Raw genomic sequence first — 23,784 nt, forward strand, 5'->3', positions numbered from 1 at the left:
GTTATATTTCTGTAACCTGAAGTTCCGGAACAGATTCGTTTTCACTGGTTCCGGAATCCGGATCTCCACCTGCCGGCGACAGCTCGATACGGTTGGTATTCACCACAGTGTAGCATTCCTGCAGGGAATTTAAAAGGTTGTCTGTCCGGGCTCTGGTACTGTCTATGGCGTGTCCGATAATGCTTTCCAGGCCTTTTAAAATATCGTCCGTGTACTGGATGGCTCCCATACGGATATTATTTGCATCATTTGTGGCGTTATCCAGAATTTCCTGTGCCTGGTTGGTGGCAATTAATACCACCTCATTGGCCTGGGCATATGCCTGCTGCATAATTTCGTGTTCACTGACCAGTTCCGTGGTATGTACTTCTGCCTGAGCGATAATGGCATCAGCCTTGGCCTGTGCGTCTGCCAGAATCGCTTCTTTATTACTGATCATTCTCTGATAACGTTTAATCTCATCGGGCATTCTTCTGCGGAGTTCTGATAACAAATCTTCGATTTCATCTTTGTCCACCACAATTCTGCTGTTGGAAAAAGGCTGGTATTTACAGTTTTCGATATAGTCTTCTATTTCGTCGATAATCTGCTCAATTTTGTTACTCATATATGTAACGCTCCTTACATTCAGCTATATTTTGCATAAATTCTGTCTATAAGCTGCTCCGGTACAAAATGAGAAATATCTCCCCCGTAAGAAGCAACTTCCTTCACGATGGTAGAGCTCAGATAGGCATATTCCAGACTGGTAGTTAAAAATACCGTGTCAATCCGGGAATTTACAATACGGTTGGTCTGGGCAATCTGAAGTTCATATTCAAAATCAGTGACAGCCCTGAGACCTCGGACAATAATGGAAGCATCTGCTTCCCTGGCGTAATCAATCAGAAGACCGTTAAAGGATGTAATTCTGATATTTGGAATATGGCCTGTAATCTCTTCTAACATACTAACACGTTCCTGTACAGAAAACAATGGATTTTTTGCACTATTGATTAAAACTGCCACCACCAGCTCATCCACAATCTGCGCAGAACGTTCTATCATATCAATGTGTCCAAAGGTTGCCGGGTCAAAACTGCCCGGATAAATTGCTCTTTTCATCTGTTTCCCCCGTAGCTTCTTACATCAACCGCAGAAATACATGTTTGTTGGTTTTGTAAGTTTTTTCCTTTGTAATGGTATAGCCCATGGATTCTGCCCAGGAAAAGTCCGTATCCAGAGCTGCTTCCACTACAATCAGTGATGACTCAGTAATCAGCGATGATTCTCCCAGAGCCTGCAAAACGTCTTTTTCCAGATGTTTTCTGTATGGCGGGTCCAGGAATACAAGGTCAAAATGTTCTCTGCCCTCCAGCCATCGGATTGCTGAAATGACATCCTTTACCAACAGCGTGCACTGGTCTGTAAATCTGGTAAACCGTATATTTTCCTCAATACAGGAGGCTGCCTTTTTATTGTTTTCCACGAAAACCGCCGCCTGAGCTCCCCGGCTGACGGCTTCCAGGCCCATCTGTCCGCTTCCGGCAAACAGATCCAGAAACCTGCTGCCCGGAAGTTCCGGGTTCAGCATATTAAATAAGGTTTCCTTGATTCGGTCTGATGTGGGCCTTGTCTCCATGCCGGAAAGGGTTTTCAGGGGAAGGCTCCGGGCGCTTCCTGCTATGATTCTCATTTTTTCACCTCGTTTAAAATTGCTTTTCGAAGAAGGGTCAGTGCGCTTGCCACAGAATATTCCCTGATTTTGCTGCGGCTTCCGCTGAACAGATTTTTTTCGGTATAAACTGTTCCCTTACAGCAGCAGCTGATATAGACCAGTCCTGCCGGTTTTTCAGCAGTACCGCCTTCCGGTCCTGCAATACCGGTTACGGCCACGCAGATATCTGCCCCTGCCGCTTTCCGTCCGCCTCTGGCCATTTCCTCTGCAGTTTCAGGGCTGACAGCCCCGTGGTTCTTTAACGTATTATGGGAAACACCCAGCAGTTTTTCCTTGGCCTCATTGGAATAGGTAATATAGCCTTCTTTGAAGTTTTCCGAGATGCCGGAAACATTCACCAGCCTTCCTGCCAGCAGTCCCCCGGTACAGGATTCTGCTGTGGTAATGGTGAGGTGGTGTTCCTTCAGCAGTTCTGCTATGGCCTGTTCCAGGGTTACCTGGGGATCGTCTGTGTAAATCAGATCTCCGAACCGCTGTTTCAGGGCGTCTTCCACCGGCGCAATCAGGTCAAAGGCCGCTTCTTCTGTCACTGCTTTTGCAGTAATACGCAGATGTACTTCTCCCGTTTTGGCGTAAGGTGCCACTGTGGGATTTTTCTGTGCGTCAATTAAATCCAGTATCTTTGTCTCTGCCGCGCTTTCTCCTATGCCGCAGAACTTGACCATTCTGGAGCAGATCACTTCCGGCTGCAGGCTGCGCAGCCAGGGATATACCTGTTCTTCAAACATGGGGATCAGCTCGTTTGGCGGTCCCGGAAGAAGAATCATGCAGGTATTTTCATCTTCCATAATGATGCCGGGGGCGGTACCGTTGCTGTTATACAGCACCTTGCAGCCTTCCGGTACCAATGCCTGTTTCCAGTTGTTTTCCGTAATTTCATGTCCTCTTTTTTCCAGAAATTCCCGGATTTCCTGTCTGGCTCTTGCATCCTCCACCAGTTTTTTGCCCATAACTTCTGCAGCGGTCTCTTTGGTCAGGTCATCTCTGGTAGGGCCGAGCCCTCCGCACAGGATAATCACATCGGAACGTTCTTTTGCTGTGTGAAGCAGCTGTTCCAGACGTCCGGCATTATCGCCCACCACGCTCTGATAATACATGGAAAGCCCCAGCATGGCGCACTGTTCCGAAAGGAAAGCGCCGTTGGTATTTACGATATTTCCCAGAAGTAATTCTGTTCCCACGCATATTAATTCTACTGTCATTGTCCTTCATCCTTTTCTCTGAAAATCACAGCAAATAAAAATCATTGGCTGTAAACAGTTATTGTTTTGTTACGATACATACGTTTCGTAAACAGTAACATTATTTTTGCTCTTTCAGAACGTCTTTATTCTTGACAATATAATCAATTAAGGACACAAGGGTCAGAATCAGCGCAATATAAGTGATGATGGCTGCGCAAATCCGGTAAATATCATTGTCATAATTTAAAATCAGCATTACGATCATAATCATCTGAAAGGTGGTTTTGAATTTTCCCCAGTAACTTGCCGCAATTACGATTCCGTTGTCGGAGGCTACCAGACGGAATCCGCTGATGATAAATTCCCGGCTGATAATGATAATGGAAATCCAGGCTGCAAGGCTTCCGTTTGCAGTCAGGCAGATCAATGCAGACGCTACCAGAAGTTTATCAGCCAGAGGGTCCATAAATTTCCCGAAATTTGTCACCAAATCATATTTTCTTGCAATTTTTCCATCCATCAGGTCTGTCAGACTGGCAATGATAAACAGTACAACGGATGCATACATGCCTGCCTCGCCCAGACCGGGAACCAGCATGCAGATTACAAAAGGCACAATCAGAATCATTCGTAAAATCGTTAATTTGTTTGGTAAGTTCATACAATCACCTCTCCTGTTAAATCATATTCATGTGCTCCGGTCACCTTTACTTTCACAAAGTCTCCGGTCATCAGTGTTTCCTCCGTATTGATAAAGATGTAGCCGTCAATCTCCGGTGCGTCCCGGTAAGTCCTGCCGATGCAGACGTTTTCTCCCTCCACTTTTCCCTCGATCATGACCCACAGTTCCTGCCCTTTCATTTCTTCATTTTTGTCAAAAATGATTTCTTCCTGCAGTTCCATAATATCTTCTTTCCAGATGGATTTCTGATATTCTTCTACCTGATCCGGAAATTCTGCCGCTGGTGTATTCTCTTCCTGGGAATAGGAAAATGCACCCAGCCGGTCAAATTCCATTTCATTGAGAAAATACATGAGTTCTTCGTGCATTTCCTGGGTTTCACCCGGAAATCCGGCAATCAGGGTAGTGCGGAGTGTAATGTCAGGAATTTCCGCTCTCAGATGTGCCAGTTTTTCCGTAAGTTCTTCTCTGGTGGTTTTCCGACCCATTCGTTTCAGGACTGCATTGCTGATATGCTGGATGGGCATATCCAGATAATGGCAGACCTTTTTATTTCTCTTTATGGACTGAATCAGTTCTTCGTAAATTTCTTCCGGATAACAGTACATAATACGAATCCACTGGATACCTGAAATCCTGTTCAGTTCATCCAGAAGGATGTGCAATGATTTTTTTCCATATAAATCCAGGCCGTATAAAGTGGTTTCCTGGGCCACCAGAATCAGTTCCTTTACTCCCTGAGCGGCAAGTTCCCTGGCCTGGGTCAGCAGTTCTTCCATGGGTACGCTGCGATAGCGGCCCCGGATCTTTGGAATAATACAGTAAGTGCAGTTTTTATTGCAGCCTTCTGCGATTTTCAGATGGGCATAATGCCCGCCGGTGGTCAGAAAACGTTTTCCGGAAGAGAAAGGGGGATTTTCCAGAGGCTGGTAAGACTCGTATTTTTTCCCTTTCAGCACCTCTTCCACAGCCGCTGCAATTTTTTCGCCGGAACCGGTGCCCAGCACTGCGTCCACCTGGGGAATTTCGTGCATAATTTCCTTCCGGTACCGTTCTGCCAGGCAGCCTGTTACCAGCAGGGCCTGACAGGTTCCCGCGTCTTTATATTCCGCCAGTTCCAGAATGGTATTGATACTTTCTTCTTTTGCGTCATTGATAAAGCAGCAGCTGTTAATGATAATCACTTCTGCCTGTTCTTCCTCATCAGTAAAAGTATGGCCGGCTTCTCTCAGCGTTCCTATCATATACTCTGTATCTACCAGGTTTTTATCACATCCCAGAGAAACAAATAAAATTCTCATGTTCTTCTCCATTTCCTTTATAAAGATTACCACACCATTCTGTCGTCTGACAGAACAATGTGGTAACTTTGCCGGAGCGTATTCAGACTTCTGAATCCTCACTGTCTTCTTCGCCCACAATTTTCACCTTACTGCTGTATAATTCCTCCACCGCAATGGAAAAAGGTTTTTTATTGGAAGGGTTGTCAATCAGCGGGTCTTCCCCTCCGATAATCTGCCTTGCTCTTTTTGCGGTTGCAAGTACAATGGAGTAACGACTGTTTACTACCGGTTCCTCTCCAATCTCAACGTTGCTGTTTACCACTTTCATTAAGTCTGTGTAAGACGGATGCAGCATCATAATATCATTCTCCTTTCGCAAAGCCTTTTAACTCAGCCCTGATTTTTTCAATCAATTCATGGTTTCCGGCCACACGGGCATGTTCGTTCTGTATGATGGTGTGTACCTGTTCCACACATTCATCCAGATTATCGTTGATTACCAGGTAGTCGTATGCTTCCACTCCCTGGGCTTCCTGCCAGGCACGGCTTAAACGGGAACGGATTACTTCTTCTGTCTCCGTTCCTCTTTCTGTCAGCCTGTTCTTCAGTTCTTCCCCGTTTGGAGGCGTTACAAACAGCAGTAACGTGTCGGGATGGGCTTCTCTGACTTTCAGGGCGCCCTGAATCTCGATTTCGAGAATGACGTCTTTCCCCTGGTCAAGCTGCTGCCTCACATATGCTTCAGGTGTTCCGTAATAATGGTTTACATACTGTGCGTATTCTAACAGTGCGTGATTTTCTATCATGGCCAGAAATTCTTCTTCTGACACGAAGAAATACTCTTTTCCATGGCTTTCTCCCGGTCTGGGAGTCCTGGTAGTGGCTGAAATACTCAGTGCGTAGGTATCCGGATACTTTTCCAGAAGCTGCTTCATAATAGTTCCTTTTCCGGAGCCGGAGAATCCGGATACCACAGTCAAAATGCCTGTTTTCCTGCTTCTTTTCATTACATGCAATTCCTTTTATTCTATGTTCTGAATCTGCTCCCGTACTTTTTCAATATCTGTTTTCAGATTGATGGCGATGTCGGAAACAGTCAGGTCGTTGGCTTTGGAAAGAATGGTATTCGCTTCCCGGTTCATTTCCTGGGCAATAAAATCCAGTTTTCTTCCCACGCTTCCGCCTTCTGTCAGTGTATCTCTGGTGCTGCTGATATGGCTTTTCAGACGAACTGTTTCTTCATCCGTACAGATTCGGTCTGCAAAAATGGTGACTTCCGTAAGAATTCTGTTTTCGTCTATCTGAGCATCAGACATCAGCTCTCGGATTTTATCCGTCAGTTTCTGCCGGTGTTCGGTGAGAATTTCCGGGGAACGCTGTTCAATCTGTTCCACATATTCAGACATCAGTTCCAGCTTCCTGAGTAAATCTTCTTTTAACAGTTCTCCCTCCCGAACGCGGGCTGCCACAAACTGCCGGGCAGCTTCTGTGACGGCCTGTTCCAGCAGTTTCCACAGTTCTTCTTCATCCATTGCCTGAGCTTCCATGGTGAGGACTTCCGGGTATCGGGAAAGTTCTCCGGCACTCAGATCACAGGGCAGAGAGAAAGCATCTCCCATCTGCCGGATGTATTCCACGTACTTTTCTGCCAGCTCCTGGTTATATTTTAGAGAAATCTGGTTTTCCGTGCAGTCTTCACAGGTAACATAAACATCCACTTTTCCCCGCTGGATATGTTTTTTCAGGAGATTGCGGATATTATTTTCAAAAAAATTCATTTTCCGCGGCATCTTGACAGTAAGATCCAGATACCGGTGATTTACCGACTTTATCTCTACCGTAACCCTGTGGGCCTCGTCTGCAAGCTCGCAGCGTCCAAAGCCGGTCATGCTTTTTATCATAAGAGCCTCCTGTATGCATAGATGAATGTATTATAAAACAATTCCCATAATTAGTCAATCAGGATTCTTTTTATTTCATATTTCCATGGAGCTGCTGCAGGGACCGTACCTCACTGCTGCCATGTTTTTTCAGAGAAAGAATTCCGCTGACGGTGGCTTTTGCTGCTGCCATGGTAGTCATGTAGGGAATTTTTTTCTTAATGGCGGCTTTTCTCAGGTAACTGTCATCCGTTTTCCGCTCCTGGCCAATGGGCGTGTTGATAATTAAATCAATTTTGCCGTTGGTAATCAGATCCAGCATATTTGGTCTGCCCTCCTGAAGTTTATGAACCATATCTGCTTCAATGCCTGCTTCCCGAATGAGCCTGCAGGTATTTTTGGAGGCGATAATATGAAATCCTGCTTCTGCAAATTTTCCTGCGATGTCCACTACCTCCGGCTTATCCCGGTCACTGACGGAAATCAGCACGGTTCCTTCCAGGGGGAGTTTCATCTGAGCAGCTTCCTGAGCTTTGAAAAATGCTTCTCCGTAGGATTCGGAAAGCCCCAGGACTTCTCCTGTAGAACGCATTTCCGGTCCTAATACCGGGTCCACTTCCTGGAACATGTTAAAGGGGAAAACCGATTCCTTTACACCGTAATAGCCGGTTTTTGTTTCTTTCAGTTCCGGTACCGGAGAGGAATTTCCGGTCAGTTCTGCAGTTACTATGTCGATGGCCAGGGGTACCATGCGGATATTGCATACCTTGGACACCAGAGGTACGGTTCGGGATGCTCTTGGGTTGGCCTCCAGTACGAACACTTTTCCGTTTTCAATGGCGTACTGCATGTTCATCAGTCCCTGTACATGCATTTCTTCTGCGATTTTCCGTGTATATTCCTTAATGGTTGCCACATTTTCTTCTGAAATATGTCTGGATGGAATAATGCAGGCGGAGTCACCGGAATGTACCCCGGCCAGCTCGATATGTTCCATTACTGCCGGTACAAAGGCGTGTGTTCCGTCACTGATGGCGTCTGCTTCGCATTCCGTTGCATGTCCCAGAAAACGGTCAATCAGAATGGGCCTGTCGGGAGTTACGCCCACAGCGGCGTTCATATAGCCTTCCATGCTGTCGGCATCGTATACCACTTCCATACCGCGTCCGCCCAGCACATAAGAAGGACGCACCATAACAGGATAACCGATTTTTTCTGCAATGTGCAGCGCTTCCTCCACATTGACTGCCATTCCGGATTCCGGCATGGGAATTTCCAGTTTATCCATCATGGCCCGGAACAGATCCCGGTCTTCTGCCAGATCTATCACAGAGGGGGCGGTGCCCAGAATCTTCACACCGTTTTTCTCCAGATCTGCCGCCAGGTTCAGAGGAGTCTGGCCGCCAAACTGGGCAATTACGCCTGCCGGTTTTTCTTTTTTGTAGATACTCAGCACATCCTCCAGAGTCAGCGGTTCAAAATAGAGTTTGTCGGAGGTGTCGTAATCGGTAGAAACAGTTTCCGGGTTACAGTTTACAATAATGGTTTCAAATCCCAGTTTTTTCAATGCCAGAGAGGCATGGACACAACAGTAATCAAATTCGATCCCCTGTCCAATCCGGTTGGGGCCGCCGCCCAGTATCATGATTTTGGGTTTCCCTTCTGAAACGGGGTTTTTATCTTCTGCGTTGTAGGTGGAGTAATAGTAGGCGTTGTCTTTGGTTCCGCTGACATGTACGCCTTCCCATGCTTCTTCCACACCCAGGGAAATTCGTTTTTCCCGGATGTCCGCCTCCGGTATTTCTAAAATCTGGCTTAAATATTTATCTGAAAATCCATGTTTTTTGGCATTAATCAAAGCGTGGTCAGAAGGAAGACAGCCTTTTTCTGCTGCCAGGGCTTCTTCTTCCTCTGCCAGTTCTTTCATCTGCTCCAGAAAATAATGTTTTACTTTGGTGATTTCGTGAATTTCCTCGGGTGTGGCTCCTTTCCGCAATGCTTCATAAATAATGAAATACCGCTCGCTGGAGGGAGTAATCAGGAGTTTTAATAAATCTTCTTTTGATTTTTTGTCAAAGTCTCTGGCGTGTCCCAGGCCGTAGCGGCCGGTTTCCAGACTGCGGATGGCTTTCTGGAAGGCTTCTTTAAAAGTCTTTCCAATGCTCATGACTTCTCCCACTGCACGCATCTGGGTGCCCAGCTTATCTTCCACGCCCTTGAATTTTTCAAAAGCCCAGCGGGCAAATTTGATTACCACATAATCTCCGTCCGGCACGTATTTATCCAGTGTGCCGTATTTTCCGCAGGGAATATCCGAAAGGGTCAGCCCCGTGGCCAGCATGGCAGATACCAGTGCGATGGGGAATCCGGTGGCTTTGGAGGCCAGTGCGGAGGACCGGGAGGTTCTGGGATTGATTTCAATTACAATATCCCGGTCTGTTTTGGGATCATGGGCCCATTGTACATTGGTGCCGCCGATAACCTGAATGGATTCCACAATTTTATAGGATTTTTCCTGCAGCCGTTTCTGTACTTCTTCGGATATGGTGAGCATGGGGGCGGAACAGAAAGAATCTCCCGTATGCACGCCAAGGGGGTCAATATTTTCAATAAAGCATACGGTAATCATGTTGTTGTCCGCATCCCGGACTACTTCCAGTTCCAGTTCTTCCCAGCCCAGAATGGATTCTTCCACCAGTACCTGTCCAACAAGACTGGCCTGAAGTCCTCTTGCACAGACGGTTTTCAGTTCTTCCACATTGTATACAAGACCGCCTCCTGCGCCGCCCATGGTATAGGCCGGACGCAGGACCACCGGATATCCCAGTTTGTCTGCAATTTCCATGGCTTCTTCCACAGAGTAGGCTACTTCGCTTCTTGCCATCTCAATGCCAAGGCTGTCCATGGTTTTTTTAAATTCTATCCGGTCTTCGCCTCGTTCAATGGCATCCACCTGTACGCCGATCACCTGCACATTGTATTTGTCCAGAACTCCTGTTTTGGCAAGTTCTGAACATAAATTAAGACCCGACTGCCCGCCAAGGTTTGGCAGCAATGCATCCGGTCTCTCTTTTGCAATAATCTGTTCCATTCGTTCTGCATTCAAAGGTTCAATATAAGTAACATCGGCAGTTTCCGGGTCTGTCATAATGGTGGCAGGATTGGAATTTACCAATACGATTTCATAACCCAAACTTCTCAGTGCCTTACACGCCTGTGTACCGGAATAGTCAAATTCACATGCCTGTCCAATGACAATGGGACCGGAACCGATAATCAGCACTTTGTGGATATCTTTTCTCTGAGACATTCTTGTTCCTCCTGTCTGTAACGACTACTTTTGTTGACGATATTTCTCAGTAAACTATTATACAGGAAAATCTTTCAGGTAGCAACGGGAAAGTTTATTTCCGTTTAAAATGCAGGCCTGATTCATACAGACAATGATGGCCCCATTGTCTGTATGAACGAAAAATATGGTATTGCAAAGATTTCTTCTATATTTTAAACTTTGTCATTTCCTGTTTCATTTCCTGAGAAACTTCTGATAAATTTTCAATACACATGGCTACTTTGGCAATGCCTTTTACCTGCTCCTCTATGGATTCTGCCACCTGTTCGGTAAATCCTGCTGTGTTTGCGGAGATATTCTGTATTCTTTCTACAGCACACACCACTGTACGGTCACACTGATGCATTTTTTCCACAAGTTCTTCCATGCTGCTGACGGATTCTTTTGTCTGTTCTGCCAGCATACGGAAATCTGCAAAGGTTCCCTGTACCTGTTTTGCCGCCTGAGTCTGTCCATCCACACCTGCACGGATAGAGTCGATATTTGCAACAACATCAGAGATTTCACTGCACAGTTCTGCAATGATTTTTTCTATGTCATCAGTTGCTGCCGACGAATCTGCCGCAAGTCTTCCGACGAATCTGCCGCAAGTCTTCCGATGGATTCTGCCACTACGGAAAAGCCTTTGCCATGCTCTCCTGCACGTGCAGCTTCCACAGAGGCATTCAGGGCAAGCAGTTCTGTCTGAGAAGAGATATGGTTGATTGTATTTAAGATTCCTGAAATCTTCTGAGACTGGTCTTCCAGTGCCATAATCTTATCATAGGCATCCGCCATTCCCCTGGAAGCCTCCCTGTTCTGTTTCTGAAGTTTTGCAACATCTTCAATTCCCTTTTCACTGGAAACAATGGTATTGTGTGCATTTTCCAGAAGGAGTCTGCTCTTTTCCCGTAAATGCTCAAAATTCGCGCCTAACAGTTCTTCCTGTATGAGGACTTCCTTCACATCTTCATCCTGTGCCTGTGAGCCGTCCAGTATTTCCCGGACTGCCTGGCTGGTTTTCTCTATATCTGTTTCAATTTGTTTTAAATGTCCGGCACTTTCCACAACTTCTCCGGCAATCACCGCATTTTTCCTCAGAATCCCCGATATTTTTTCTGTCATTTTATTAAAAATTTTTGACAATACGCCGATTTCATTCTTATTGTTTTCTTCTGCCTGAACAGTAAAATCACCATCCGAAGCGTTTTGAATCAGTTCAGTAACAGACACAATCGGACTGGTCAGTCTGCGTGCCAGCAATGCAGTCACCAAAATTGCGGCTGCGATAATAAAAAGAGCCACTGCTGCCGCAACTGCAATCATTCGATATACCGGAGCCATTACTGATTTTTCTTTATAAAGAGTTATCACAGACCAGGTATCAGATGCCCCTTTGAGCGGGACAGATGCATAGCTTACAATGTAATCTTCGCCTTCATTTGTAATTTTGCCGCTTCCGGTATTTCCTGCCATAACCTCTGTGATGATTTTCTGATAATCCTCGGAAATCGTTATGGCCTGTTCCTCGGTTACAATATTGCCTTCCGGGTCAACCATGGGCTGTCCGTTCTTATCTTTACCGGAAACAGTTTTCGTCATCTGTTTATAATTGTAAAGTTCTTTTGTCTGGGTGCTGTCCGGATGGGCCACCACAACGCCTTCTCCGTCAATAACAAAGGAATACTCTCCATGTTCCGTATCGGAAAATTCTTCTGTCAGACTCTGCAGGTAATCCAGTTTTAAATCCACTGCAAAAATTCCGGTAAACATATTTTCCCGATACATGGGAAAAAAGATGGAAGCGCATGGCATTCCGGTATTTACGGAATAATAAGATTTCGAGATAAACGGTTTCTGTTCTTCCACAGTCTGCTGAAACCACCATCTGCCGGAACGGTCTGCCAGTTCACCTGAAGATCGGCCTGTCTGCATGCCGTCTGTTCCCTGTATGTAAAGAAGTTCCAGATAAGAATTACGTCTGACGCAATCTTCAAGAATCGGTGTCTGTATATCAGTTTCCATGGTGAGAATACTGGGATTAACAGATAATTCTTCTGTAATTCCATAGGCACCGTCCAAAAACATGGCAATCTCTCCGGATACCAGCTGAGACTTGTCCTGGCTCCTGCCGTATATCTGCCTTTCATAGGATTTTACAAAAATAGTTACAACAATTCCTGTTAAACATAATGCCAGTACACATACAATCAGTATCATAGGCAAAAGAAGCTGCTTAAAAATACTTGTCTTTTTCATTGGGATATCCTCCTGGTCACGCATTGACAACGTCATATATTATTATACACACTCCCCCGCCAAATTACAATCATTCCACACGTTGCTTTTGTGGTTTTATTCTTCCAAAATAACCAGCTTGTTGGGGAAGCATTCTGCACGCACACTGCACCGCTTCATATCCATCTTTCCCTGTTAAAATATATTCCATCAGACAACACACCCCATGGAAGCACACACTTCCATGGGGTTAAATACGATTCTTATTTTTTAATTTTTACTAACATACGTTCTTTTTTACCTACTTGTGATATGGCTGCTTCATAAGAATACGATAGCTCCGATAAATCTGTTCCAGCAGAATCACCCGCATCAGCTGATGAGGAAATGTCATTTTTGAAAAGCTCAGCAGGTAATCCGCTCGTTTCAGAACCTGGTCTGCCAGTCCCAGGGAACCGCCGATGACAAATATGATGTGACTGGTTCCGGATACTCCCAGACTTTCCAGTTTTTCAGAAAGTTCCACAGAATCCAGCATCTTTCCTTCGATTGCCAGTGCACAGATCCAGGCGTCCTCACGGAAATGCTTCATAAGTCTCTGGCCTTCTTTTTCTTTTATCTGGATTTCTTCAGCGGCACTGGCATGGTCCGGCGTTTTCTCATCAGCCACTTCAATGATTTCCAGCTTGCAGTACCGGCCAAGGCGTTTCTGAAATTCCAGAATGGCCTGCCGGTAAAAATTTTCCTTAATTTTTCCTACTGCTATCAGAGTTATTTTCACGTTATGCTCTCCTTTTTGTTGTAATATAGCGCTTTTTCCTTTATAATATATTCTGAGCTTCGAATTTTCAAAGAATCCATATAAATTACCCAGTACATACAGATACTAATTTTCAGAGGTGAACTTATTATGAAATTATTGGAAGAAAAAATCAGACAGGACGGTATTGCCGTAAATGAACATATTTTAAAAGTGGACAGTTTTATCAATCATCAGGTAGATCCGGCGTTAATGCAGGAAATGGGAAAAGAAATCGCAGAACATTTTAAGGACAGAGGCATTACCAAAGTTGCCACCATCGAAAGTTCCGGAATTGCTCCGGCCATTATGACTTCCCTTGCTCTGGGGGTTCCCATGGTAATCCTGAAAAAACAGCCTTCCAAGATTCTGAATCAGGATTTATACCAGACTGTGGTGACTTCATTTACCAAAGAGACGAATTATGAACTGACTCTCTCCAAAAAATATATTACAGCTGACGACCATGTGCTCCTTGTGGATGATTTTCTGGCAAACGGAGAAGCGGCTACCGCTGCAATCCGGCTGATACGCATGTCCCATGCCACCATTGCCGGACTGGGCGTTCTGATCGAGAAATCTTTCCAGCCTGGCCGGGAAAAACTCACAGCACAGGGAATTGAAGTCCATGCGCTGGCCCGCATTGCAAAAATGGCAGAAAATTATATTGAATTTAAAGCGTAATCTTTACCGGTTTGAAAAACAATGATGCGCAGCTCGCGGGGTTGATGTTTATTGCTGCGCAATCCGCTCGCGCGGAGAATGCGCATAGCGCATTCTTTTTTATACAGATCAGCCGGTTTTCTTTCCTTTAGGAAAAATCTCATGTGTTCTGTTTCTGCCTGTTCTGAATTTGTCACAGAGTTCTGAGCCGGCTATTTCTTTTTTCCGCCAATCAGGCTTTTCAGCTTCAGGGCCTTGTCAATATTTCCATCTACTTTCAGTTTTTTTAAGGTCACTGCAAGAATAGGGTCCAGTTTTCCCTGTGCAATTTTAATCAGATTTTCCGCTGAACAGGTAAACATGGCATCTCTGTCATGGTAGTCATAAGGCTCCACGTACAATTTACCTTCTTTTACCTCCACATAAAAAATCCCTTCTGCTTCTCCTGTGATGTTAAACTGATAAGCCAGATGTTCCGTGATATTGCTTACATCTGCATCCATAAAAGTTTCTTTTACCTTTGAAAAAAATTCTTCATACGTCATAATTTACCTCCTTATGAGAAATGATCAAATAATGAAAGCTGATTGGATTCCGGCAGATTTCCAAGAATTCCCAGATCTCCCATCAGATCAATCACTGTTTTGGATACTTTGGTGCGCTGGCGGAAGTCATCTTTCGACAGGAAAGGCCCGTCTTTGGCTGCTTCCACCACTGCTTCCGCCGCCTTGTCACCCAGCCCTTCAATACTGTCCAGAGCAGGCATCAGCTTTCCGTCTACAATCTGGAAAATGTGGGCCTGTGCGGAAAACAGATCCAGAGGCAGGAATTCAAAACCTCTGGCATACATTTCCTGTACAATCTTCATATCTTTTACGGTGTCCTGTTCCTTTTTGGTCAGAGAATCTTTTCTGCGCTCAAAATCCGCCATAAAATATTCCAGTTTTTCTTTTCCCTGACACATCAGTTCATAGCTGAAAGAAGTGGCCCGGATACTGAAAAACGCTGCGTAATAGGCCAGGGGATAAAAAATCTTGCAGTAGGCAATCCTCCATGCCATCATAACATAAGCTGCTGCATGGGCTTTGGGGAACATGTACTTGATTTTCTTACAGGACCAGATATACCAGTCCGGCACATTATGTTCTGTCATGGCCTGTTCCCAGTCCGGTTTCAGGCCTTTGCCTTTGCGGACACTTTCCATAATGGTGAAACTCAGCTCGCTTTCCATTCCCATACCAATCAGGTAGGTCATAATATCGTCACGGGTACAGATTGCTGTGGAAATGGTTGCCTTTTTTTCCTGGATTAAGGTCTGGGCGTTTCCAAGCCATACGTCTGTTCCGTGGGACAGGCCGGAAATCCGTACCAGGTCGGAAAAAGACTGGGGGTTAGTGTCAATCAGCATCTGGATAACAAATTCCGTACCAAATTCCGGAATTCCAAGGGAACCCAGCTGGCAGCCGCCGATATCCTCCGGTGTAATGCCAAGGGCCTGAGTATTCTGAAACAGAGACATGACATTTTTGTCATCCAGAGGAATTTTCCTGGCGTCAATGCCGGTCAGATCCTCCAGCATACGAATCATGGTAGGATCGTCGTGTCCCAGTATATCAAGTTTCAGCAGGTTGTGGTCAATGGAATGGTAATCAAAATGGGTGGTCACAATATCGGTGGACATATCATTGGCAGGATGCTGTATCGGGGTAAAGGAATGAATTTCTTCCCCCAGAGGAAGCACAATAATTCCTCCAGGATGCTGTCCGGTGGTACGCCGGATGCCCACACATCCCTGGACAATCCGGTCGATTTCACAGTTTCGCTTCCGCACGCCGCGTTCTTCGTAATAATTTCGGATATATCCGAATGCCGTTTTGTCAGCCAGTGTTCCAATGGTTCCGGCCCGGTAAGTCTGGCCATACCCGAAAATCACTTCACAGTAGGCATGGGCCTTGCTCTGGTACTCTCCGGAGAAATTCAGGTCAATATCCGGTTCTTTATTTCCCTTAAATCCCAGAAATGTTTCAAAAGGAATATCGAACCCTTCTTTCATCAGAGGTTCATTGCATACCGGGCAGTTTTTGTCCGGCATGTCGCAGCCGGCCCGTCCGGCATCGGCATATGTTCTGACTTCTTCTGATTCAAAATCACAGTAATGGCATTTTTTGCAGTAATAGTGGGGAGCAAGTGGGTTTACCTCGGTAATTCCCGCCATGGTTGCCACAAAAGACGATCCCACGGAGCCACGGGAACCCACAAGATAGCCGTCCTCATTGGACTTCCACACCAGTTTCTGGGCAATGATATACATCACCGCATATCCATTGGATATGATGGAATTTAATTCACGCTCCAGACGTTCCTGTACAATGGGCGGAAGCTCTTCCCCGTAAATTTCATGGGCCTTATTGTAACAGATATCCCGGAGCATCTGGTCAGAATTTTCAATCACAGGGGGGCATTTGTCCGGACGCACCGGAGAAATTTTTTCGCACATGTCGGCAATACGGTTTGGATTGGTAATGACAACTTCTTCCGCTTTTTCACTGCCCAGATAATCGAATTCCGCCAACATTTCCTCTGTGGTGCGCAGGTACAGGGGCGCCTGATTGTCTGCGTCTTTAAAGCCCTTGCCTGCCATAATAATCCGGCGGTATACCTCGTCCTCCGGGTCCAGAAAATGTACATCGCAGGTTGCCACCACCGGTTTGTGAAATTCTTCGCCCAGCGTTACAATTCTGCGGTTGATATCTCTTAATTCCTCTTCAGAAGCAACTGCCGGTTCTTCTCCGCGCAGCATAAATTCATTATTTCCCAGAGGCTGGATTTCCAGATAATCGTAAAAGCGCACAAGCCTTGCGATTTCTTCTTCAGAACGTCCCCGCAGTATGGCCTGATACAGTTCTCCCGCTTCACAGGCGGAGCCAATCAGAAGTCCTTCCCGGTATTTGAGAAATTCGCTTTTGGGAATCCTTGGCTGCCGGTGGAAATAAGTCAGGTGGGCTGCCGATACCAGACGATACAGGTTAATCCTTCCGGTATCATTGGCGGCCAGAATAATGGCATGATGGCTGGGGAGCTTTCTGATGTTTTCCACAGAGGTACTGCCCAGTGCGTTTACATCTTCTAACGTGGAAATTCCCCGCTCTTTCAGCATTTCTGCAAATTTTACAAAAATTTCAGCAGTACAGGCTGCATCATCCACGGCCCGATGGTGATTTTCCAGAGAAATTTTCAGAGCCTTTGCCACGGTATCCAGCTTGAAACGATTCAGATGAGGCAGCAGTACCCGCGCCAGTGCCACCGTATCAATTACCGTATATTCACAGGGAAGTTTCTGGCGCTGGCAGTTTTTACTGATAAAACTCATATCGAATCCGGCGTTGTGGGCAACCATAATGGCACCCCGGCAGAATTCCAGAAATTCCGGCAATGCTTTTTCTATGACAGGCGCATTTAATACCATGTCGTCTCTGATTCCGGTCAGTTCCTCAATTTTAAAGGGAATGGGTACCTGTGGATTTACGAAAGTGGAAAACCGTTCCGCAATCTTCCCGCCGGATACCTTTACAGCGCCGATTTCTATAATTCGATTGTTTATGGGAGAAAATCCGGTGGTCTCCAGATCAAATACCACATAGGTATCGTCCAGGTCCTGGCCTTTTGGATTTTCCACAATCTGCTTTAAATCATCCACCAGATAGGCTTCCACGCCGTAAATTATTTTGAAATCATCTTCCGGAGAAACGGCATGGTTGGCATCCGGGAAAGACTGCACATCACCGTGATCTGTAATGGCAATGGCTTTATGGCCCCATTTCATGGCTCGTCTGATAATATCTTTCACTTCAGAGACGCCGTCCATATCACTCATTTTTGTATGGCAGTGGAGTTCCACCCGTTTCTGAGGGCTGGTGTCCATACGAATTGAAGTGAAATCCGGTATTTTTTTGATTCCCACAACGGAGCCAATGGTCAGTTCACCGTCAAATCTGTCAATGGTGGTAATACCTTTGATTTTCAGGAAAGCTCCCTTTTTCACCTCTGAGGTAATATCGGGCACCGCTTCATTTTTTGAAAACATTTTTACCATGATGGTATCGGTAAAATCTGTAATGGAAAAGAGAATAATGGTCTTTTCATTACGGATTTCCCTGGTATCCAGACTCAGCACCTTTCCCCGGACAACTACTTCACCCATCTCTCCCGCAATCTGTTCAATGGTAATTATTTCATCTTCAAAATCACGTCCGTATATTACATCCGGGTTGTCCGATTTCTTAAATCCGCCATAGGAATTTCCTTTTCTTCCTGATGGAACATTTCCGGAAAAACTTTCTTTTTTCTTTAGGACAGAAGATTTTTTTACGCCGGGTTCGGCAGGTTTCTGCCGGGATTCCGGTACAGACTCCGGCAGGTTTGTTTCCGGGGAATGGGACAGGGCTGCAGATTCCCGGGCAGCATGGTTAAGGATATGTTCCACCTGGTTTTGAATCTGTAAATCACTGTTTTTCCGGTGTTTTTTCGCTTCCGGATTCCGATAATCCACCTGGATATCCACGCTCAGCCCGCAGCGCTCACAGATGATTTTTTCCAGAATTTCCACGATTTCTTCTGATTTCTGTCTTGCAATGACGGAATCTTCAAAAACAAGATGCATCTTCTGTTCTTCCGGAAATTCCATTCTGGCCATGCGCAGTATATTGTATTCTAACAGGCTGTAAGAGCGGAATTCTTCCAGAATACTTTCACGGTAAACATCCATCAGCTTTCTGGGACTGTACTGACCGGAAAGCCGGAATGTCTCAATGATTTTTATGGTAAGCTCATGGTTTGGAAAAAGCTGTTTGCGAATGTCTGATTCCAGGCGGTAAATATTGGATTTTCCAATGAGCCTGCTGCTGAGAAGATAAACCCGAAGCCGGTCTCTCCGGTGGTTGGAAGAAACTTTTGTGACTTCCACTCCTGTCATGAGTTTTTCCATTTCTGAGGGAACCTTTAAATCCGGAAACACATCAAAAAACAGCTTGCTCATATTTATTCACTCCAATGCAGTAATTCATCCCGGAGAGCCAAAAGCAGCTCCTCTTCTTTTACTTTTTTTATGATTTCTCCATGTTTGATGATGAGGCCTTCTCCAATCCCTCCGGCGATTCCGATATCTGCTTCTCTGGCCTCTCCGGGCCCATTTACCACGCAGCCCATCACAGCCACTTTCAGGTCCAGAGGAATGTCGCTGACCATGTTTTCCACCTGATTTGCCAGTGAAATCAAATCAATCTGGGTCCTTCCGCAGGTGGGGCAGGAAACTACTTCAATGCCGCCTTTTCGCAATCCAAGGGTCCGCAGAATAATTTTAGCGGATTTGATTTCTTCCAGTGGATCGCCGGTAAGAGATACCCGAATGGTATCGCCGATGCCCTGGCTAAGTATCAGGCCCAGCCCCAGGGCAGATTTGATATTTCCGCTGGTTATGGTACCGGATTCCGTAATTCCCACATGAAGGGGATAATCCGTCCGTTCTGCAATCAGTTCGTGGGCACGGACGCACATCAGTACATCGGAAGATTTGATGCTGATTACCAGGTTGTCATATCCCAGATTTTCCACCATATGCACTTTATCCAGTGCGCTTTCCACAATGCCTTCCGCTGTTACACCGTGATATTTTTCCACCAGCTCTTTTTCCAGAGAACCGCTGTTGACACCGATACGGATAGGAATATTCCGTTCTTTCGCCACATCAATTACTGCCCGAATCCGTTCTCCGGAACCGATATTTCCGGGATTGATACGGATTTTGTCAGCCCCGTGTTCCATGGCTGCAATGGCCAGACGATAATCAAAGTGAATGTCGGCCACCAGAGGAATGGTGATTCCCTTTTTGATTTCTGCCAGAGCTTCTGCGGCTTCCATGGTGGGCACCGCACATCTGATTATTTCACATCCTGCGGCTGTGAGACGCTGAATCTGTGCAATGGTTCCTTTGATATCTTCTGTTCTGGTATTTGTCATGGACTGAATCAGAATGGGATTCTTTCCACCGATTGCCTTATTTCCAATGGTGATTTCTCTGGTCTGTTTTCGAATGACAGTTTCGTTCATAATTGCTCTCCTCTGATGTCTGTTCGTACAGGAATCTCAGAAAAATTTCTGTATTACAGCAGATTTTTAATGTCGTTGAACATAACAAATATCATCAACGCCATCAATGCCATAAGCCCCACAAAATGCACCATGCCTTCTTTTTCCGGCGAAATTTTCTTTCTGCGGATGGCCTCAATTACCAGAAATACCAGCCGGCCTCCATCCAGTGCGGGAATGGGCAGAAGATTCATGATTCCAAGGTTTGCAGACAGGAAAATGGAAAAGTTCACCATGCTCAGTATGGCCTGCCCGGTTCCCCCGTAAGTCTGGTTGTTATCATAGGTATCTCCCATCATTTTTACAAGTCCCACCGGGCCGGACAGATCTTTCATTCCCACTTTGCCGGTAAACAGCATACGGAGACTTTCCAGTGTATTCCAGATCCAGTACCGTACTTCGTAAAAACTGTTCTGCACTACCTGGAATACCGTTCCTTTTTCCCGGTCCAGGGGCCGGCCGCTGAGACCAATCAGTTCTCTGCCGGATTCTTCGTCCAGTTTGGGAGATAAAGTTACCTCATAACGTTTTCCGTCCCGCTCATAGACCAGATCTACTTCTTCTCCCGGATGGAATCCGGAATACAGGCTGACTTCCCGGTAAAAATGGGTGCGGTGGCCGTTCATGGAAATGATTTCATCTCCTGCCTGGAGGCCTGCCTCTTCTGCGGGAAATCCTTCCATAACGCCGGACAGTACCGGCCGGTCATATCCTATGATTCCCACTACGATCAATGCGAATATCCATGCCATGATAAAGTTAAAAACAGGTCCTGCCGCCACTACGCTGATTCGGGCCAGAACGGATTTGCTGTTGAAAGATTTTTCATCCTGGCTTTCTCCGTCTTCCCCCTCCATCATACAGGCTCCACCAAAAGGCAGCAGTTTCAGGGAATATTTCGTTTCTCCTCTGGTAAATCCTGCCAGTGTGGGCCCCATGCCAAGACAGAATTCGTTGACTCTGATTCCGTTCCATTTAGCCAGCAGGAAATGGCCCAGTTCATGGAATAAAATAATAATACTGAAAATGATAATTGCGATTATGATATTCATATTACCACCTGCTCTCTATCAGCGCATACGCTTCTGCTTCCGTTGCGAGAATTTCTTCCACGGAAGGATTCTCTGCAAATCTACATTGTTCCATACAGATACCTATGAGTTCCGGAATTTCCGGAAAAGAAATTTTTCGCTCTAAAAACAGAGCCACTGCCTTTTCATTTGCCGCGTTGTAGGCGGTGGGCAGATTTCCTCCGCGCTCCATGGCCTGAAAAGCCAGTTTCAGGCCGGGAAATGTCTCCATATCCGGCTTTTCAAAGGTGAGGCCGGAAAGCTGATAAAAATCAAGACGTTTTCCGGATAAATTTCTGCGTTGGGGATAATATAAAGCGTACTGGATGGGCAGATGCATATCCGGAGTTCCAAGCTGTGCCAGCACTGCACCATCTTTATATTCCACCATGGAATGAATAATACTCTGGGGGTGTACCACTACCTGAATCTGTTCCGGTTCCACATCAAAGAGCCATTTTGCCTCCATAACCTCCAGTCCTTTGTTTACCATGGTGGCAGAGTCAATGGTAATCTTTTTCCCCATGGACCAGTTGGGATGCTTCAATGCATCCTCCACCCGCATCTGTTTCAGTTCTTCACGCTTTTTTCCCCGGAATGGTCCGCCGGAGGCTGTCAGAAGAATTTTGTGAATTTCATTTCCATGTTCCCGTTCTCCGTTCATGGACTGAAAAATGGCACTGTGTTCACTGTCCACCGGAAGAATGGAGACATGTTTTTCCCTGGCCAGGGGCATGATAATATGGCCGGCTGTCACCAGTGTCTCTTTATTGGCAAGGGCAATTATTTTTCCGGCTTCAATAGCCGCAATGGTGGGCCGGATTCCCAGCATTCCCACAATGGCTGTGACCAAAATTTCTGTTCCGGGCATTGTGGCTATTTCCAGAAGCCCCTCCATACCGGATACAATTCTGACGGGAAGGTCTTTCACCAGTTCTCTTAAGGAACGGGCGTCTGCTTCCCCCCAGAGAGCGGCTACTTCCGGAGAAAATTCCCGAATCTGTGCTTCCAGACACCGGATATTTTTCCCGGCGGCCAGTGCTGTCACCTGAATATCTTTCTGCTCCCGGACAATGTCAAGGGTCTGCGTCCCTATGGAACCGGTGGAGCCTAATATTGCAATTTTTTTCATAAACTACCTCTTTCACCTGGCAATCTTTATATCAGAAACCGCGCCATATAATAAATAATGGGAGCGGTAAAAATAACGCTGTCAAAACGGTCCAGAATACCTCCATGTCCCGGAATCAGCTTTCCATAGTCTTTAATCTCATAATTGCGTTTCACAGCAGAAGCTGCCAGGTCTCCAATCATGGAAATCAGGCCGCCCACAGCGGTAATTCCGGCCAGAATAAAAATATGTGCCGAGGAAAGCTGCATCTGCTCCTGAAATACTTTGCCGTACAGGAGGGTAAGCAGGATGGTTCCCACAATGCCGCCTGCTGCCCCTTCTATGGATTTCTTCGGACTCAGTTTCGGCGCCATTTTATGTGTTCCAATCAGCACTCCCACACAGTAAGCACAGGTGTCGCATCCCCAGGAACAGAGGAAAATCAGCCAGACAATATAGGCCCCTGCCGGAAGTTCCCTGGTCTGGTAAATACAGGATAACATTACCGCGACGTAAAATACCCCGATAAATCCGGCAAACACCTGACTGGCCTGGTATTTTGGAAATGAAAAAACATAAACTGCCATCAGCAGAATCAGAAGCCCCAGGACAAATACGTCCAATTCCGGAATAAAGGGGAAATACAAATCCAGGTAATAGAGAAGCACTGCTGCGTATCCCACCAGCCCCAGAAGGGATTTTTCCATATGAAATACCCGGTAAAGCTCATATAATCCAATCAGTGAAACAGCTGTAAGTCCCAGAAGCAATACGGTTCCCCCTGTAATAATAAGGCCAAGTGCGGCAATTACCAGAATGATTCCACTCAACAACCGTGTTTTAAACACCTTCTGTTCCTCCTTTATCTGTTTTTGCAGGTTTGGATACAGGATCTGTCACACCGCCGAAACGTCTGTCTCTTTTATTATAGTCCTGAACAGCTTTTTCTAATTCCTTTTTTGTAAAATCAGGCCAGGCCACATCTGTGAAATAGAGTTCACTGTATGCAAGCTGCCAGAGGAGATAATTCGAAAGCCGCAGTTCCCCGCTGGTGCGAATCAGTAAATCCGGAGCGGGAATGCCTCTGGTATCCAGATAATTTTCAAACATTTTTTCATCCAGATCCTTTAAGTCAAATTTTCCCTCTCCATAATCTGACAGCATCTGCTTCATTCCCCGCAGCATTTCATCCCGGCTGCCGTAATTGATGGCAATCTGAAAATTCAGTCCGTCCTGATTTGCAGAAAATTCTTCCAGTCTGTGAATACTCTCCTGCAAATCCGGTTCCAGTCTGGAAATATCTCCGATAACTCTTACACGCATGTGATTTTTTTCTGCAGTTTTCATGCAGTTTTTCATATAATTTCGCAGCAGCTTCATCAGGGCACCTACTTCATCTTTGGGACGGCTCCAGTTTTCTGTTGAAAATGCATAAACAGTCAGATATTTGATACCCATATTCCAGGCTTCCCGGCAGATGGTTTCCACATTTTTGGCTCCCTGAGTGTGTCCGTAATTTCTGGGCATGCCATGCTGCTTTGCCCATCTTCCATTTCCGTCCAGAATAATTGCTACATGTTGTGGAACCTCCATAATTACCTCCTATACGCTTTATCCTTACAGGAAAGTCATGTACTTTACACTTCACAGAAAAAAGAGTTCGCCTGCGAACTCTCTCGCAG

The 23,784-nt window shown here is 45.8% G+C and carries 21 protein-coding genes; 1 reads left to right on the forward strand and 20 read right to left on the reverse strand.

Features of this window, described 5'->3' with window-relative positions:
- Position 1: 1 nt before the first annotated feature.
- The 13 genes from C805_RS15910 to rlmH form a co-directional block, all read right to left on the reverse strand.
- Positions 2-607 (reverse strand): hypothetical protein, encoded by a 606-nt coding sequence (locus C805_RS15910; protein WP_016214928.1) that lies wholly within the window; start codon positions 605-607, stop codon positions 2-4.
- A gap of 20 nt (positions 608-627) precedes the next feature.
- Positions 628-1,104 (reverse strand): pantetheine-phosphate adenylyltransferase, encoded by a 477-nt coding sequence (coaD, locus tag C805_RS15915; protein WP_016214929.1) that lies wholly within the window; start codon positions 1,102-1,104, stop codon positions 628-630.
- A 19-nt stretch (positions 1,105-1,123) separates the two neighbouring features.
- Complete coding sequence (rsmD, locus tag C805_RS15920; protein ID WP_016214930.1) at positions 1,124-1,675, reverse strand: 16S rRNA (guanine(966)-N(2))-methyltransferase RsmD; 552 nt, start codon at positions 1,673-1,675, stop codon at positions 1,124-1,126.
- The gene (locus C805_RS15925) at positions 1,672-2,919 is read right to left on the reverse strand and encodes a competence/damage-inducible protein A (RefSeq protein ID WP_016214931.1); all 1,248 of its coding nucleotides are present in this window, start codon (positions 2,917-2,919) and stop codon (positions 1,672-1,674) included. Before C805_RS15925 ends, rsmD begins: the two co-directional genes overlap by 4 nt.
- Positions 2,920-3,019: 100 nt before the next feature.
- Complete coding sequence (gene pgsA / locus C805_RS15930; protein ID WP_016214932.1) at positions 3,020-3,562, reverse strand: CDP-diacylglycerol--glycerol-3-phosphate 3-phosphatidyltransferase; 543 nt, start codon at positions 3,560-3,562, stop codon at positions 3,020-3,022.
- Entirely contained in the window at positions 3,559-4,884 is a 1,326-nt protein-coding gene (rimO, locus tag C805_RS15935; protein WP_016214933.1) for a 30S ribosomal protein S12 methylthiotransferase RimO, read from the reverse strand. Before rimO ends, pgsA begins: the two co-directional genes overlap by 4 nt.
- Before the next feature lie 82 nt (positions 4,885-4,966).
- The gene (gene rpoZ / locus C805_RS15940; protein ID WP_016214934.1) at positions 4,967-5,224 is read right to left on the reverse strand and encodes a DNA-directed RNA polymerase subunit omega; all 258 of its coding nucleotides are present in this window, start codon (positions 5,222-5,224) and stop codon (positions 4,967-4,969) included.
- A gap of 4 nt (positions 5,225-5,228) precedes the next feature.
- The gene (gene gmk / locus C805_RS15945; protein ID WP_016214935.1) at positions 5,229-5,873 is read right to left on the reverse strand and encodes a guanylate kinase; all 645 of its coding nucleotides are present in this window, start codon (positions 5,871-5,873) and stop codon (positions 5,229-5,231) included.
- 15 nt (positions 5,874-5,888) lie between these two features.
- Positions 5,889-6,767, reverse strand: coding sequence for a YicC/YloC family endoribonuclease (locus C805_RS15950; RefSeq protein ID WP_016214936.1), 879 nt, complete (start codon positions 6,765-6,767; stop codon positions 5,889-5,891).
- A 70-nt stretch (positions 6,768-6,837) separates the two neighbouring features.
- Positions 6,838-10,056 (reverse strand): carbamoyl-phosphate synthase large subunit, encoded by a 3,219-nt coding sequence (gene carB, locus C805_RS15955; RefSeq protein WP_016214937.1) that lies wholly within the window; start codon positions 10,054-10,056, stop codon positions 6,838-6,840.
- A 187-nt stretch (positions 10,057-10,243) separates the two neighbouring features.
- Complete coding sequence (locus tag C805_RS15960; protein ID WP_016214938.1) at positions 10,244-10,558, reverse strand: hypothetical protein; 315 nt, start codon at positions 10,556-10,558, stop codon at positions 10,244-10,246.
- A 71-nt stretch (positions 10,559-10,629) separates the two neighbouring features.
- The gene (locus tag C805_RS15965) at positions 10,630-12,336 is read right to left on the reverse strand and encodes a methyl-accepting chemotaxis protein (RefSeq protein WP_016214939.1); all 1,707 of its coding nucleotides are present in this window, start codon (positions 12,334-12,336) and stop codon (positions 10,630-10,632) included.
- Between the two features lie 280 nt (positions 12,337-12,616).
- A complete protein-coding gene (gene rlmH, locus C805_RS15970; protein ID WP_016214940.1) occupies positions 12,617-13,096 on the reverse strand; it encodes a 23S rRNA (pseudouridine(1915)-N(3))-methyltransferase RlmH in 480 nt (159 codons plus the stop codon).
- A gap of 129 nt (positions 13,097-13,225) precedes the next feature.
- Between rlmH and C805_RS15975 the strand changes: the two genes are divergently transcribed.
- Positions 13,226-13,798 (forward strand): xanthine phosphoribosyltransferase, encoded by a 573-nt coding sequence (locus C805_RS15975; protein ID WP_016214941.1) that lies wholly within the window; start codon positions 13,226-13,228, stop codon positions 13,796-13,798.
- A 191-nt stretch (positions 13,799-13,989) separates the two neighbouring features.
- Here C805_RS15975 and C805_RS15980 read toward each other — a convergent pair whose 3' ends face one another.
- Genes C805_RS15980 through C805_RS16010 form a run of 7 tightly spaced genes read right to left on the reverse strand, consistent with a single transcriptional unit; the run spans position 13,990 to position 23,695 of the window.
- Complete coding sequence (locus C805_RS15980; protein WP_016214942.1) at positions 13,990-14,322, reverse strand: SCP2 sterol-binding domain-containing protein; 333 nt, start codon at positions 14,320-14,322, stop codon at positions 13,990-13,992.
- Positions 14,323-14,333: 11 nt separating this feature from the next.
- Positions 14,334-18,812 carry a PolC-type DNA polymerase III gene (locus C805_RS15985; protein WP_016214943.1) on the reverse strand — a complete coding sequence of 1,493 codons (4,479 nt, stop codon included), beginning with the start codon at positions 18,810-18,812 and terminating at the stop codon, positions 14,334-14,336.
- A gap of 2 nt (positions 18,813-18,814) precedes the next feature.
- Positions 18,815-19,882, reverse strand: a complete 1,068-nt coding sequence (gene ispG, locus C805_RS15990) for a flavodoxin-dependent (E)-4-hydroxy-3-methylbut-2-enyl-diphosphate synthase (RefSeq protein WP_016214944.1) — start codon at positions 19,880-19,882, stop codon at positions 18,815-18,817.
- A gap of 53 nt (positions 19,883-19,935) precedes the next feature.
- Positions 19,936-20,973, reverse strand: coding sequence for an RIP metalloprotease RseP (gene rseP, locus C805_RS15995; RefSeq protein ID WP_016214945.1), 1,038 nt, complete (start codon positions 20,971-20,973; stop codon positions 19,936-19,938).
- A 1-nt stretch (position 20,974) separates the two neighbouring features.
- Positions 20,975-22,123 carry a 1-deoxy-D-xylulose-5-phosphate reductoisomerase gene (dxr, locus tag C805_RS16000; protein ID WP_016214946.1) on the reverse strand — a complete coding sequence of 383 codons (1,149 nt, stop codon included), beginning with the start codon at positions 22,121-22,123 and terminating at the stop codon, positions 20,975-20,977.
- Positions 22,124-22,149: 26 nt separating this feature from the next.
- Positions 22,150-22,950: a phosphatidate cytidylyltransferase gene (locus C805_RS16005; RefSeq protein ID WP_016214947.1), complete on the reverse strand. Its 801-nt coding sequence runs from the start codon at positions 22,948-22,950 to the stop codon at positions 22,150-22,152.
- The gene (locus tag C805_RS16010) at positions 22,943-23,695 is read right to left on the reverse strand and encodes an isoprenyl transferase (protein WP_016214948.1); all 753 of its coding nucleotides are present in this window, start codon (positions 23,693-23,695) and stop codon (positions 22,943-22,945) included. The genes C805_RS16005 and C805_RS16010 overlap by 8 nt, the downstream gene beginning before the upstream one ends.
- Positions 23,696-23,784 lie beyond the last annotated feature (89 nt).

This window comes from Eubacterium sp. 14-2 (assembly GCF_000403845.2).
GTDB lineage: Bacteria > Bacillota > Clostridia > Lachnospirales > Lachnospiraceae > Petralouisia.

Excerpts from the sequence above, each read along its gene's own strand:
- C805_RS15910 (WP_016214928.1), bottom strand. The coding sequence starts at position 607 with ATGAGTAACAAAATTGAGCAGATTATCGACGAAATAGAAGACTATATC.
- coaD (WP_016214929.1), bottom strand. The coding sequence starts at position 1,104 with ATGAAAAGAGCAATTTATCCGGGCAGTTTTGACCCGGCAACCTTTGGA.
- rsmD (WP_016214930.1), bottom strand. The coding sequence starts at position 1,675 with ATGAGAATCATAGCAGGAAGCGCCCGGAGCCTTCCCCTGAAAACCCTT.
- C805_RS15925 (WP_016214931.1), bottom strand. The coding sequence starts at position 2,919 with ATGACAGTAGAATTAATATGCGTGGGAACAGAATTACTTCTGGGAAAT.
- pgsA (WP_016214932.1), bottom strand. The coding sequence starts at position 3,562 with ATGAACTTACCAAACAAATTAACGATTTTACGAATGATTCTGATTGTG.
- rimO (WP_016214933.1), bottom strand. The coding sequence starts at position 4,884 with ATGAGAATTTTATTTGTTTCTCTGGGATGTGATAAAAACCTGGTAGAT.
- rpoZ (WP_016214934.1), bottom strand. The coding sequence starts at position 5,224 with ATGATGCTGCATCCGTCTTACACAGACTTAATGAAAGTGGTAAACAGC.
- gmk (WP_016214935.1), bottom strand. The coding sequence starts at position 5,873 with ATGAAAAGAAGCAGGAAAACAGGCATTTTGACTGTGGTATCCGGATTC.
- C805_RS15950 (WP_016214936.1), bottom strand. The coding sequence starts at position 6,767 with ATGATAAAAAGCATGACCGGCTTTGGACGCTGCGAGCTTGCAGACGAG.
- carB (WP_016214937.1), bottom strand. The coding sequence starts at position 10,056 with ATGTCTCAGAGAAAAGATATCCACAAAGTGCTGATTATCGGTTCCGGT.
- C805_RS15965 (WP_016214939.1), bottom strand. The coding sequence starts at position 12,336 with ATGAAAAAGACAAGTATTTTTAAGCAGCTTCTTTTGCCTATGATACTG.
- C805_RS15975 (WP_016214941.1), top strand. The coding sequence starts at position 13,226 with ATGAAATTATTGGAAGAAAAAATCAGACAGGACGGTATTGCCGTAAAT.
- C805_RS15980 (WP_016214942.1), bottom strand. The coding sequence starts at position 14,322 with ATGACGTATGAAGAATTTTTTTCAAAGGTAAAAGAAACTTTTATGGAT.
- C805_RS15985 (WP_016214943.1), bottom strand. The coding sequence starts at position 18,812 with ATGAGCAAGCTGTTTTTTGATGTGTTTCCGGATTTAAAGGTTCCCTCA.
- ispG (WP_016214944.1), bottom strand. The coding sequence starts at position 19,882 with ATGAACGAAACTGTCATTCGAAAACAGACCAGAGAAATCACCATTGGA.
- rseP (WP_016214945.1), bottom strand. The coding sequence starts at position 20,973 with ATGAATATCATAATCGCAATTATCATTTTCAGTATTATTATTTTATTC.
- dxr (WP_016214946.1), bottom strand. The coding sequence starts at position 22,123 with ATGAAAAAAATTGCAATATTAGGCTCCACCGGTTCCATAGGGACGCAG.
- C805_RS16010 (WP_016214948.1), bottom strand. The coding sequence starts at position 23,695 with ATGGAGGTTCCACAACATGTAGCAATTATTCTGGACGGAAATGGAAGA.